Genomic DNA, 12,762 nt, shown 5'->3' on the forward strand with positions numbered 1-12,762 from the left:
CCGCGATGGATCGCGATGATCCGGGCCGGCGTCGACCCGAGATCATAAGCGTGATCGTTACTCATAAGGGGGAGCGGGATGCGGACACCCCGCACCGGTCTCAGCGCACCCGTTCCAGAACCTGGTTCAGGAGCACGGCGCCGAGGATGATCCCGCCGCGCACGACGTATTGCCAATATTCGCTGACATTCATCAGCGTCATGCCGTTGGAGATGCAGCCGAGGAACAACACCCCGATCAGCGTGCCCCAGATGCGGCCCTTGCCACCGAAGAGCGAGGTACCGCCGATGATCACGGCCGCAATCACGTCGAGTTCCATGCCGGTCGCCGTCGTCCCGGTGCCGGCCCCGATCTGCGAGGCGATCAGCGTGCCGGAGACGGCGGTGAGCGCCCCCGTCAGGCCCAGCGTCAGCGCCTTCACCTTCCAGATGTCGATGCCGGAAAGGCGTGCCGCCTCCATGTTGCCGCCGACCGCGTAAACCTCGCGGCCGAAGCTCGTGTACTTCATCAGGAAGTGCATGGCCGCAAAGGTCAGCGCGAAGATATAGACCGGGAACGGGATGCCGAAGAGGTAACCACCGCCGAGGAAATCGAAGCCGAGCGGGAAGGACGACATCGGGAAGCCGCCGGTGATGAGATTGGCGACCCCGCGAAGTGCTGCAAAAAGCGCCAGCGTGGTGATGAAGGTCGGCACGTTGAACCATTGACGGAAACGGCCGGTGAGATAGCCGAGCGAGAAGCCGAGCAGCAACGCGGCGGCAAACCCCACCGTGACCGCGCCCCAGTCGCCGAAGACATCGGTGAAGCGATCGGCAAACCAGGCGACGATGCAGCCGGCAAGGGCAGCACCCGCACCGACCGAGAGATCGATCTCGCCGCTGATGATGACGGCCGTCATGCCGAAGGCGATGATGCCGAGCATCGAGACCGTGCGCAGCACGTTCAAGACGTTGCTGGTGGAGGCAAAGCCCGGTGCGACGAAGATCAGGAAAATCACCAACGCGGCGAGGATGATCTCCATCGGGTATGTTTTCAGGAACTTGAGCGGCGTGTTCTGTCCGCCGCCTTCGGTGGTCTGGCTCACGAGTGTCATTGCTTGGCCCCTTCCATGCACAGGCCGTAAAGTTCGGTCAGGTCGGTTTTCGTCGGATCCACCTCGGCGACGACGGCGCCGTGATGCATGACGAGGATGCGGTCGGCGACCTCAAGCACCTCCTCAAGCTCCGTCGAAACGAAGATGCTGGCGAGGCCGTCGGCGGCCTTTTGCCAGATGATGTCGAAGATCTGGCGCTTGGCCTGGACGTCGACGCCGCGGCTCGGCTCGTCGAAGAACATCACCGACGGCTGCCGGTTCAGCCACTTGCCGATCACCACCTTCTGCTGGTTGCCGCCCGATAGCGACGACACCGGCAGCTCCGGATCGCCGCACTTGATGTGCAGATCGGCGATCTGGCGGCGCACATGCGGCTGTTCGCGGCGGCGCGAGATGAAGCCCTTGTTGGAGATCGGGCCGAGGCTCGCCATGCAGAGATTGTCGGCGGTCGAAAGCGACTGCACCAGCCCGACCTCCTTGCGGTTTTCCGGCGTGTAGCCGAGCCCCGCCTTGCGCATGTCGCGGGGGCTCGCGCCGGTCATGTCGCGACCGTCGAATGTGACCCTACCGCCATCGATCCGATCGGCGCCGAAGATCGCCCGCATCAGTTCCGTGCGCCCGGCGCCGAGCAGACCGGCAATGCCGAGAATCTCACCGGGATAGAGATCGAAGGAGACATTCTGAAAATGTCCGGAGCGGCTGAGGTCGCGCACTTCGAGCACCGGCCTGGTGCGATCGAGTGTGCGCCGTGGCGGACGCGTCGCACGGGCGGCATCGCCGAACATCATGCCGACGATCGCCGACGGCGTCGTCGCCTTCATCTCGACCGCGCCGATGTAGTGGCCGTCGCGGATCACCGTACAGGTGTCGGCAATCTCGAAAAGCTCGCTCATGCGGTGGGTAATGTAGATCATCGTCACGCCGCGGGCGCGCAGCCGCTCGATCAACGCGAAGAGCTGCTTGACCTCGCGCGACGCCAGCGCCGAGGTCGGCTCGTCGAGCAGCAGGATCGACGGGTTGAAGGACATCGCCTTGACGATCTCCACCACCTGCTGCTGGCCGACGCTCAGCGCCGAAACAGGCTGGCGGGAATCGATTGCGAGCCCCATGTCGGCAAGCAATTCGCCGGCGCGTTTGTGCAGGCCCGCCCAGTCGACGACGCTGAAGCCGGCCCGACGCCGATGCGGCAGCCGGCCAAGAAAGATGTTTTCGCCGACAGAAAGCTCCGGCACCAGCGAAAGCTCCTGGTGCACGGTGACGATGCCGGCGGCAAAGGCGTCGTGCGGCGAGGTGAAATGGCGATCCTCGCCATTGACGCTGATCGTGCCCGATGTCGGCTCGGTGACGCCGGCGAGCAGCTTGACGAGCGTCGACTTGCCCGAGCCGTTCTTGCCCATCAGGGCATGAACCTGGCCGGGAGCGAAGCTGTGGGTGAATTCAGAGAGGGCGACAGTCGGGCCGTAACGCTTGGTCACGGCCCGAAAGTCCAGCCGTCCCTGCACCCCTTGCAACGCGGCTGAACTCGGTTGCGGATAGCTCATGCGGATTTCCTGCTGTGCAAGACGAGGGAGTGGCGGGCGCGATGACCCGCCACTCGGCTCACGTCAGAACCCAATCACTTCAGGGCCTTGAGGCCTTCCTTGTAGGCGGCGACGGCTTGCGTGTCGGCGCGGGTCAGAGGCAGCACCGGCACGTTGACCTTGGTCTCGATCTTCTTGCCGTCGAGCAGGTTCTGCGCCGCTTCGATCGCCTGCTTGCCGACCTCGAGCGGCTGCTGCGCCGTCGTTGCCTGCAGCACGTTGTCGGAATTGAGCAGCATGTTGGCGAGCTGCTCGGAACCGTCGGTGCCGAAAACGAAGACCTTGCCTTCAAGACCGGCCTTCTTCACCGCCTGGACTGCACCGATCGTGCCGCCTTCGTTGGCCGCATAGATCACCTGGATATCGGGATTGGCCGTCAGCATGTCGCTGGCGACGGCCAGCGCCTTCTCGGCAAGCCAGGCATCCTGCTGGGCGACGATGTCGACCTGATCGTTGACGACACTCAGGAAGCCATCGACGCGGGCGTTCGATTGTTCCGGCAGTAGCGCCTTGAAGGCGAGCGTGCCGATCTTGACCTTGCCGCCATTGCCGAGCGTCTTCAGGAAGTCGGTCGCGGCCTTGCCGGTGCCGATGCCGATATCGCGGTCCGAGCTCGTCACCGTCGCCTGGGCGACATCGCCATTGGCAGACGTGCCGTAGGTGACGACCGTGATGCCGGCGTCACGCGCCTTCTTCAGGGCCGGCACCGAGGCGTCGGCCGAGAGCGGCGCGACGACGATCGAATTGACGCCGCGGGCGATGTAGGTGTCGATCAGCTGGGCTTCCTTCTCCAGCTTGCTGTCGCTGTTGCCGGCCAGCAGCTCGTCGCCGGCGGCTTCCGCCGCCTTTTCCATGCCGATCTGGATGCCGCGGAAATACTGGTCCTGCTGAAAGACGATGCCGGCGATCGCCTTGCCGCCCGCGAACGCCGCTCCCGGTGCAAAGCTGACGGTTGCAAGCAGTGCGGCAAGCGCCAGACGTTTCATATTGCTCATATTGGTTCTCCTCCCAAGTGCCCTGTCAGTGCCGCCGGATCGACGGGCGAGAGGATCCGGCAAACGGGTGCCCGCACCGCCTCCCTGATCGGAGGCAGTCCAGGCCAAATCTTCTATGTGTTCATCGCATCGGCTGGCCGCCGGGTGCGGCATCGACGAAGCGGATGCCGAACTCAAGGTGACGGCTCATCAGGTAGACGTAGGCGATGCGGTCGCGCGCCCGCAGCGCCCGTATGATCTCGGCATGCGCCTCGAAGGTCGCCGCATGCACCGGGCGCTCGGCCTTGCCGAGACGCATGACTTCCTCGATCACCGAACGCAGCATGTGGTAGGCGGCGAGCGTCGTGCGGTTGCCCGAGAGTTCGACGATCGCCGAGTGGAACTCATAATCGCACTGTGCCGCCGCTTCGACGCTCTCGGCCTCCAGAATGCGGGCATTGATCGCATCCAGCCGGTCGAAATCAGCGTCGCTGGCCGTCAGGATGATGTGTTCGCCGACACCGGTTTCGATGATGCGTCGAAAGCCCTGCAGATCATGAAACGAGTCCGGCGAGATACCGTTATGGAAGGCAAAGAGCCGGCGGATCGCCTCGCCATGGCCGCCGCTGATGACGGCGCCCACCTTCGGCCGCGTCTCCACCATGCCATAGGCGCGCAGAACCTGCAGCGCCTCGCGCACGGTGTTGCGGCCCGCCTGGAACTGCTCGCCGAGATCACGCTCGGTCGGCAACGCGTCGCCGACACCAAGACCACGCTCGGAGATCATGTCGCGGATCTGCTCGACAAGGCGATCGACGGCCGAGGTCTTCCCCGGCTCGACGGCCTCCACGCCCGACAGTGCATCTTCCCGTACCGAACTGCTCACCGGCTCTCCTCCCTGCGATGCTTTATTTGTTGGTCCAGATCGCAGTTTCCGTCAAGAGAAAATTTGACAGCCTCATCTGAATCAACGATTTTCGCGCAAATTCACCGATTCCAGGCTTGAATTGTTGGACCAATGGGACATTATTACCGAACGTGGTCCAACAATAGCCACGGAAGCGGGTAGGAGTTCTGCATGAGAATGATGGAAGAGTGCTTTCGCTGGTATGGGCCAAACGATCCGGTGCCGCTCAGCCACATCCGGCAGGCGGGCGCCACGGGGATCGTCTCGGCGCTGCACCATATCTACGACGGCTCGCCCTGGTCCGATGAGGCGATCCTGAAGCAGAAGGCGCTGATCGAAGCGGCCGGCATGCGCTGGAGCGTCGTCGAGAGCATTCCGGTGCACAACTCGATCAAGCTCGCGACATCGGACAGTGCCCGCTACATCGGCTGGTACAAGGACACGCTTCGCGCCCTGGCGCGGGCGGGCATCGACATCGTCTGCTACAATTTAATGCCGGTGGTCGACTGGACGCGCACGGAGCTGGTGCAGCCCTTGCCGAGCGGCGGCTACGCACTGCGCTTCGACGCCGTCGATTTTGCCGCCTACGATCTCTTCGTTCTGAAGCGTCCGCGCGTCGAGAACAGCTATTCCGAGCGGCAGATCTTCGTCGCCCGCCAGCGCTTCGATCAGATGGACCAGGCGAGGATCGACCGGATCGAACGCAATCTGATCGCCGGCCTTCCGGCAACCGAGCGCCAGTTCAACCGGGCAAGCTTCCTCGCAGCCCTTGCGGAATATGACGGCGTCACCGCCGACGTGTTGCATGACAACCTGGCGCGCTTCCTCAAGGAGATCGTGCCGGTCGCCGAAGAAGTCGGTATCCGGCTCTGCATTCATCCCGACGATCCCGCCTTTTCCCTCTACGGTCTACCGCGCATCGTCTCCACGCCGGCCGACGTCAGGCGCATTCTCTCAGCCGTCGACAGTCCGGCCAACGGCATCACCTTCTGCACCGGCTCCTACGGCACGCGCGCCGATAACGACCTGCCGGCCATGGTGCGCGAATTCGGTCCGCGCATCCATTTCGCCCATCTGCGCAACGTCCAGCGCGAAGAGGACGGCTCGTTCTACGAGGCCGACCATCTTGGCGGATCGAGCGACATGCCCGCCGTGATCCTCGCGCTGATGGAGGAGCAGGAGCGCCGCGTCCGCGAGGGGCGCACCGACTGGCAGATCCCGCTCCGGCCCGACCACGGGCATCTGCTCGCCGACGACATCGGCAAGGAGCGCATCAACCCCGGCTATTCGCTGATCGGGCGCTTGAAGGGTCTCGCAGAAATCAGAGGCGTCATGCAGGGCATCGCGACCGCCATGGCGCATAAGGCGTGAGGGAAGACATGAAACATTTTGAAGACGATACCCAACTCTTTGCCGCCATGCGCAGCCGGCTGTTCACGGCCGTGGTCGGCGACATTCTCGACACGATGGGCTTGCAGCACCAGTTCCTGCCGCCACAGATCAAGGCGCTACGCGACGACATGGTTGCTGTCGGCCGCGCGATGCCGGTGCTTGAAGCGGATTTCTTCGCGACGGCGGAGGCCGGCGGTCATTCGGAATTCAGCGCCAAGCCCTTTGGCCTGATGTTCCATGCGCTCGACAGCCTGAAGGAAAACGAGATCTATGTCTGCTCCGGCTCGTCGCCGCGATACGCCGTCTGGGGCGAACTGATGTCGACGCGGGCCATGAAACTGAAAGCGGCCGGCGCAATCTGCGACGGCTATTGCCGCGACAGCGCCGGCATTCTCGCGCTCGATTTCCCCACCTTCTGCTACGGCTCCTATGCTCAGGACCAGGGGCCGCGCGGCAAGGTCGTCGACTACCATATCCCGATCGAGATCGGCGGCATCCGCATTCGGCCGGGCGACATCCTTTTCGGCGACCGCGACGGCGTGCTCGTCATCCCGAAAGAGGCGGAACGCGAGGCGATCGCCTTGGCGCTGGAAAAGGCCGAGACCGAAAACAAGGTACGGCTCGCCATCGAGGCCGGCATGAGCACCGTCGAGGCGTTCGAGCGCTTCGGTGTGATGTAAGGACAGGATGAGGCGCCGGAACCCGGCGCCTCACTTCAACCGGCTCAAATCCACGGGGCGACTGTTGATGATCGCCTCCATCGAGAAAAAGCCGGTGACCGTGGCGAGGTCGAAATTGGTGATGAGCTTCTGGTAGAAGCCGTCATAACCGCGCATGCCGCGGGTCACCACCTTGATCAGATAATCCCAATCCCCGCCGATGCGATAGAAATCGATCACCTCCGGCAGTCGCTCGACATGCTGGCGGAAACCGTCGCTCCATTCCTTGGAATGATGGCGCGTGCGGATCATCACGAACACGGTCAGATCCAGCCCCAAAACGTCAAGATCGATGTCCGCGTGCGAGCCCCGGATCACGCCGATCGCCTGCAGGCGCTGCAGGCGGCGCCAGCAGGCGTTTTGCGACAGGCCGACCTTTTCGGCCAGATCCCGCTGCGACAGCGACGAATCTTTTTGCAATGCGGTAAGAATGTTCAGATCGAACGCATCGATTTTGAACGAAGATTCGATCATTTGACACAATTCCTAGACGAAACCGCAGAAGATAGGTGAAGTTTTCGACCCTGGACGGGATTACAATTGCTGTCAATGTCCGCTCCGAGGAGTAAGCGCGATGATCGTGCCCGCCGTCCACCAGCCCTGCGAGGCGCTCTCGCCACTCGCCCGGTTCCGCCAATCCCTCAACCGGCCGGGTCTTATCGCCGATCTTCGCGACGATCTGGTCGGAGCGAAGGCCCGGATCGCCGGCCCCTATGGCACGAAGGCGCTCGTTTATGCCGACTATGTCGCCTCCGGGCGCGCGTTGCGGGTGATCGAGGATTTCGTGCTCGAGGAGGTCCTGCCCTACTACGCCAACAGCCACACGGAAGCCTCCTATTGCGGGGGCTTCATGACCCGGATGCGCCGGGAAGCGCGGGCGCTGATCGGTGAGTTCTGTGGCGCCACGGCCGACCATGCCGTGATCTTCACCGGCTCCGGTGCGACCTCCGGCATCAACCGTCTGGTCAAGCTCGTCGGCGTTACCGACGCGGTTGCTGCCGGCAAAACCGTCCGCGTCATCATCGGCCCCTACGAGCACCACTCCAACATCCTGCCCTGGCGCGAAAGCGGCGCTGAGATCGTCGAAATCGCCGAGTGCCCGGCGGGTGGACCGGACCTCACGGAACTTCGCGAAGCGCTGAATGCCGGTTCGCCCGACGTGACGGTCTGTACGCTTTCGGCCGGCTCAAACATCACCGGCATCACCAGCGACGTCGCCGCGATCACCCGCATGGTCAAGGCGGCGGGCGCCAAGATGATCTGGGACTATGCCGGCGCCGGCCCCTATGTTCCGATTGCCATGTCCCCTGCGTCCGGTGCCGAAATCGATGCCATCGTCGTCTCGCCGCACAAGTTCATCGGCGGGCCGGGCGCTTCCGGCATCCTCATCGTTCGCCGCGACAGCGTCACCACCAACAAGCCGACCTGGCCGGGCGGCGGCACGGTGAAGTTCGTTTCGCCGGATACGCACGACTACAGCGCCAACATCGAAGCCCGCGAAGAGGCCGGAACGCCGAACGTCGTCGGCGACGTCCGGGCGGCGCTCGCCTTCATCGTCAAACACGCCATCGGCCTTGAGAACATGGAGCGGCGCAACCGCGAACTGGCGGAGCAGGCGTTTGCCGCCTGGAAGGCCATTCCGCAACTGGAGCTGCTCGGCCTGCAGGAACCGGACCGTCTGCCGATCTTTTCGTTCCGCATCAAGAACGGCAGGGGCGGCTACGTCCACCAGCAGCTCGTCACCCGCATGCTGAGCGACCGCTTCGGCATCCAGGCGCGCGGCGGCTGTGCCTGCGCCGGACCTTACGTGCACCGGCTGCTGTCGATTGATGCCGAGCACTCCGAACAGATCCGCCAGGCGATCCTTGCCGGCGAGGAAATCGAAAAGCCGGGCTTCACCCGGCTGAACTTCAGCGTGCTGCTTTCGGAAGACAAGGTGAAATACATTCTCGATTGCGTCATGCAGCTGGCCGCCGACGCGCCGAGCTTCGAAGCCGATTACGATTTTGACCCCGCCCGCGCGATCTTCTTCCCCTGCGCCGCGGCTGAAGAGGCCCTCGCCTATGCATAAGCCCGATGTGACCGGCTTTTACGATCCCCGCACCGGCAGCATCCAATATGTCGTCGCCGACCCGGCAACGGGCAAATGCGCGATCATCGATCCGGTGCTGGACTTCGATGAGAAATCCGGCTCGACCGCCACGCGCAACGCCGACGCGATCCTCGACCATATCGCCGCCAAGAACCTCTCCGTCGAATGGATCCTCGACACCCACCCGCACGCCGACCATTTCTCGGCGGCGCGCTACCTCAAGACGAAGACCGGCGCGCCGACTGGTATCGGCGAACATGTGAAGGGCGTGCAGCGGATCTGGAAGGCGATCTACAACTGGCCGGACTTCGCCTGCGACGGCTCGCAATGGGACCGGCTGTTTGCCGACGGCGACACGCTCCAGATCGGCGAACTCAAGGCCCGCGTGATGCATTCGCCGGGACATACGCTCGCCTCGATCTCCTACGTGATCGGCGATGCCGCCTTCATCCATGACACGCTGTTCATGCCCGACAGCGGCTCGGCCCGCGCCGATTTTCCGGGCGGAAGCGCTGCCGATCTCTGGCGCTCGATCCAGGCCATTCTGGCGCTGCCCGATGAAACCCGGCTCTTCACCGGTCACGACTATTGCCCCGGCGGCCGTGAGGCGCGCTGGGAAAGCACGGTCGCCGAGCAGAAATCCACGAACCCGCATGTGGCCGGCAGGACCGAGGCCGATTTCGTCGGCCTGCGCGAGGCACGCGACCGCACTCTGCCGATGCCGAAGCTCATCCTGCACGCGCTGCAGGTGAACGTGCGCGGCGGCGAGCTGCCGGCGCCGGAAGACAACGGCCGGCGCTATCTGAAGATCCCGCTCGACGCGCTCCCCGGCTCGGTCTGGGGGTAGCGGCATCGTGGTGGATCCCCTCCAACAGATGTTGCTTGCGATCGGCTCCGGTTCTCTCACCGGTTTCACGCTCGGCCTGATCGGCGGCGGCGGCTCGATCCTGGCGACACCGCTCCTGATCTATGTCGTCGGCATCCGCGACGTGCATACGGCGCTCGGAACCGGCGCGCTTGCGGTATCCGCCAATGCCTATCTCAACCTCATCAGCCATGCGCTTCGCGGTCATCTCTGGTGGCGCTGTGCCCTGATCTTCACGGTCGCCGGTTCGCTCGGGGCGTTTTTCGGCTCCAGCCTCGGCAAGCTGATCGACGGCCAGCGATTGCTGTTCCTCTTCGGTCTGGTGATGATGGTCGTCAGCTTCGCCATGCGGAAAGTCAAATGCGACACGGCGGCAACACCGCAGTCGCTTTCGCTCGGGACGCACGGCAAGACCGGCCTGACCGCACTTCTGACCGGAACCTGTTCCGGCTTTTTCGGCATCGGCGGCGGCTTCCTCATCGTTCCCGGGCTGCTGCTTGCAACCGGCATGCCGCTGATCAACGCGGTCGGCACCTCGCTGCTCGCCGTCGGCACCTTCGGCCTGACGACCGCGATCAACTATGCCGTGTCCGGGCTCGTGGACTGGCGCATCGCCGGCTACTTCATTGCCGGCGGCATTCTTGGCGGCGTGATTGGCACCATCGTTTCCACCCGGCTTGCGACCCAGCGCGACACGCTGACCAAGATTTTCCGCGCGATCATCTTTTCCGTCAGCCTCTATGTCCTTTGGCGCAGCTACGGCGCAGTGTGACCTCCGCCACCGTCCCTTAGCCGGCGGCGCTTGACCGCAAAGCCGGTTCCGATGCTATCACTGAACATCGCCGGGATCGGTGCTGCGCGTTCTGCCCCTCACTTCGGCCAGGACGCCGCTGCGATCCAACGGGCAAGCAGCGAGGGGCCGTCCATGTTCGATCTGATTATCCGCAACGCCAACCTTCCGGACGGACGGCAAGGTTTCGATGTCGGCCTCAAGGGCGGCAAGATCGTCGCGATCGAAAAGGCCCTTGCCGCAACAGCAGGCGAAGAGATCGACGCCACCGGCCGCCTTCTCAGCCCGCCCTTCTGCGACCCGCATTTCCACATGGACGCGACGCTGTCTCTTGGCCTGCCGCGCATGAACGTCTCCGGCACGCTACTGGAGGGCATCGCGCTCTGGGGCGAACTGCGCCCGATGTTGACCAGGCAAGCGCTGGTCGAGCGGGCGTTGCGCTACTGCGACCTCGCCGTCAGCCAGGGCCTGCTTGCCATCCGCAGCCACGTCGACACGTCCGACCCGCGGCTGGTGACGGCCGAGGCGCTGCTGGAGGTGAAGGAGAAGGTCGCGCCCTATATCGACCTGCAGCTCGTCGCCTTCCCGCAGGACGGCTATTTTCGCGCGCCTGAAGGAGTGGCGTCTCTGAACCGCGCGCTCGACATGGGTGTCGGCATCGTCGGCGGCATCCCGCATTTCGAGCGCACGATGGAAGACGGCGCCCGCTCGGTGGAGGCGCTTTGCCGCATCGCCGCGGACCGCGGCCTGCCGGTCGACATGCATTGCGACGAGACCGACGATCCGATGTCCCGCCACATCGAGACGCTGGCGGCCGAGACGATCCGCTTTGGGCTTCAGGGCCGCGTCGCCGGCTCGCATCTGACCTCGATGCACTCCATGGACAACTACTACGTTTCCAAGCTCATCCCGCTGATGGCGGAGGCCAAGATCAGCGTGATCCCCAATCCGCTGATCAACATCATGCTGCAGGGGCGCCACGACACCTATCCGAAGCGCCGCGGCATGACGCGGGTTCGCGAGTTGATGGCGGCCGGCCTCAACGTCTCCTTCGGGCACGATTGCGTCATGGATCCCTGGTACTCGATGGGGTCGGGCGACATGCTGGAAGTCGCCCATATGGCGATCCACGTCACGCAGATGGGCGGCATTGAGGACAAGCGGAAGATCTTCGATGCGATCACCGTGAATGCGGCGAAGACCATGGGCCTTGAAGGCTATGGGCTCGACATCGGCCGCAAGGCCGACCTCGTCCTGTTGCAGGCGGCCGATGTTAGCGAGGCCCTACGGCTGAAGCCGAACCGGCTCTGCGTCATCAAGGCCGGCAAGGTCATCGCCAGAACGGCGCCGCGCATCGGCGAACTCTTCCTCGACGGTCGGCCGGCCTCGATCGATATCGGGCTCGATTACATTCCGCAGACGCCAGCGTCCTGAGCAGCGGCTGCAGCGTCAATCCTCGAAGTCGCCGAAGACGTTCTGTAGCCGGGTCAGCTGGGCGACGCGCTCGCCGACCTCGTCGCCGAGGACGACGATGATGTTGCTCAAGAGCAGGTCCATGACTGCAACCGTCGTTGCCGCCCCATCCCAGAGCGGGCCGTGCGAACCGGGCACCACGAGACAGATGTCGGAAACCTCCGGCGCCCAGGGGCAGAACTCGTCGGTGAAGAGGATGACCTTGACGCCGGCGCGCCGGGCTTCCCCGGCCAAGGGCCGTGCCTTGGCGGCGAAGCGGCGCACGTCGTGAAGGAACAGCACCCGACCTTCGACGGAACCGTCGAGCAGCTCGGCATAGGTGCCATTGAGCCCGTCGACGAACTGGACCCGCGGCCGGGTATAGGAAAGCTGGCTGGCGAAATACTGCGCGATGCCGCGCACGTTCTGATAGGCGGCGACATAGACCTCGCTGGCAGCGATCAACGCATCGATCGCCTGCTGCCATTCCGGCGCGGTCGTCAGCTCGTAGATCATGCCGAGATTGTCGATCTGCTGCTGGATCAGACCGGCAAGCAGCTTGCCCTCGCGATTGTCGTCGCGCAGCCGGCCGACTGATCCCTTCACCTGCCAGGCCGGATTGTTGGAGCCGTCGCGCCTGAGCTCCAGCTTCAACTCGTCGAGACCGTCGAAGCCCATGCGCCGGAGGTAGCGCCCGACCGTCATCGGCGAAACCTCAAGACGGGTCGCGATCGAGCGCGCCGTCTCGAAGGGAATGTCGGCGAGATTTCGCTCGATGTAATTGGCGATGAGCTTGTCCGATTTCGAGCGTCTGAGCTCGTCGCTGCGCACCAGCTTCAGGATTCGCTGTGCCACGTCCCCTCCCCTTGCATGATCAAAGCGGGATGCCGGCAAGGCT

The 12,762-nt window shown here is 64.1% G+C and carries 12 protein-coding genes; 6 read left to right on the plus strand and 6 right to left on the minus strand.

Features of this window, described 5'->3' with window-relative positions; all coding sequences use genetic code 11:
- Positions 1-100 precede the first annotated feature (100 nt).
- The 4 genes from OKW20_RS09455 to OKW20_RS09470 all read right to left on the minus strand — a co-directional run bounded on the left by OKW20_RS09455 (position 101) and on the right by OKW20_RS09470 (position 4,533).
- Positions 101-1,093, minus strand: a complete 993-nt coding sequence (locus OKW20_RS09455; RefSeq protein WP_052201674.1) for an ABC transporter permease — start codon at positions 1,091-1,093, stop codon at positions 101-103.
- On the minus strand, positions 1,090-2,634 hold the full coding sequence (locus tag OKW20_RS09460; RefSeq protein ID WP_082005945.1) for a sugar ABC transporter ATP-binding protein: 1,545 nt from the start codon (positions 2,632-2,634) through the stop codon (positions 1,090-1,092). The genes OKW20_RS09455 and OKW20_RS09460 overlap by 4 nt, the downstream gene beginning before the upstream one ends.
- Before the next feature lie 74 nt (positions 2,635-2,708).
- The gene (locus tag OKW20_RS09465; RefSeq protein WP_052201675.1) at positions 2,709-3,668 is read right to left on the minus strand and encodes a substrate-binding domain-containing protein; all 960 of its coding nucleotides are present in this window, start codon (positions 3,666-3,668) and stop codon (positions 2,709-2,711) included.
- Positions 3,669-3,789: 121 nt separating this feature from the next.
- Positions 3,790-4,533, minus strand: a complete 744-nt coding sequence (locus OKW20_RS09470; RefSeq protein WP_429171742.1) for a FadR/GntR family transcriptional regulator — start codon at positions 4,531-4,533, stop codon at positions 3,790-3,792.
- Positions 4,534-4,734: 201 nt separating this feature from the next.
- Here OKW20_RS09470 and uxuA point away from each other — a divergent pair, with 201 nt between their 5' ends.
- Both uxuA and OKW20_RS09480 read left to right on the plus strand, forming a co-directional pair.
- Positions 4,735-5,925 carry a mannonate dehydratase gene (gene uxuA, locus OKW20_RS09475; RefSeq protein WP_429172315.1) on the plus strand — a complete coding sequence of 397 codons (1,191 nt, stop codon included), beginning with the start codon at positions 4,735-4,737 and terminating at the stop codon, positions 5,923-5,925.
- 8 nt (positions 5,926-5,933) lie between these two features.
- Entirely contained in the window at positions 5,934-6,626 is a 693-nt protein-coding gene (locus OKW20_RS09480) for an RraA family protein (protein ID WP_043614012.1), read from the plus strand.
- A 30-nt stretch (positions 6,627-6,656) separates the two neighbouring features.
- Here OKW20_RS09480 and OKW20_RS09485 read toward each other — a convergent pair whose 3' ends face one another.
- Positions 6,657-7,139 (minus strand): Lrp/AsnC family transcriptional regulator, encoded by a 483-nt coding sequence (locus OKW20_RS09485; RefSeq protein WP_043614014.1) that lies wholly within the window; start codon positions 7,137-7,139, stop codon positions 6,657-6,659.
- 100 nt (positions 7,140-7,239) lie between these two features.
- On the opposite strand from OKW20_RS09485, the gene OKW20_RS09490 reads away from it, so the two are divergent.
- The 4 genes from OKW20_RS09490 (at position 7,240) to OKW20_RS09505 (ending at position 11,846) form a co-directional block, all read left to right on the plus strand.
- Positions 7,240-8,736 (plus strand): aminotransferase class V-fold PLP-dependent enzyme, encoded by a 1,497-nt coding sequence (locus OKW20_RS09490; protein WP_429171744.1) that lies wholly within the window; start codon positions 7,240-7,242, stop codon positions 8,734-8,736.
- Complete coding sequence (locus tag OKW20_RS09495; protein ID WP_429171746.1) at positions 8,729-9,604, plus strand: MBL fold metallo-hydrolase; 876 nt, start codon at positions 8,729-8,731, stop codon at positions 9,602-9,604. The genes OKW20_RS09490 and OKW20_RS09495 overlap by 8 nt, the downstream gene beginning before the upstream one ends.
- Positions 9,605-9,632: 28 nt before the next feature.
- On the plus strand, positions 9,633-10,394 hold the full coding sequence (locus tag OKW20_RS09500) for a sulfite exporter TauE/SafE family protein (RefSeq protein WP_429172317.1): 762 nt from the start codon (positions 9,633-9,635) through the stop codon (positions 10,392-10,394).
- Between the two features lie 153 nt (positions 10,395-10,547).
- On the plus strand, positions 10,548-11,846 hold the full coding sequence (locus OKW20_RS09505; protein ID WP_429171748.1) for an amidohydrolase family protein: 1,299 nt from the start codon (positions 10,548-10,550) through the stop codon (positions 11,844-11,846).
- A gap of 15 nt (positions 11,847-11,861) precedes the next feature.
- Here OKW20_RS09505 and OKW20_RS09510 read toward each other — a convergent pair whose 3' ends face one another.
- Positions 11,862-12,719 carry a MurR/RpiR family transcriptional regulator gene (locus tag OKW20_RS09510; RefSeq protein ID WP_429171750.1) on the minus strand — a complete coding sequence of 286 codons (858 nt, stop codon included), beginning with the start codon at positions 12,717-12,719 and terminating at the stop codon, positions 11,862-11,864.
- Positions 12,720-12,762 lie beyond the last annotated feature (43 nt).

The sequence above is a fragment of the Ensifer sp. LBL genome, assembly GCF_050435225.1.
In the GTDB taxonomy this organism is placed as follows: Bacteria; Pseudomonadota; Alphaproteobacteria; order Rhizobiales; family Rhizobiaceae; genus Ensifer.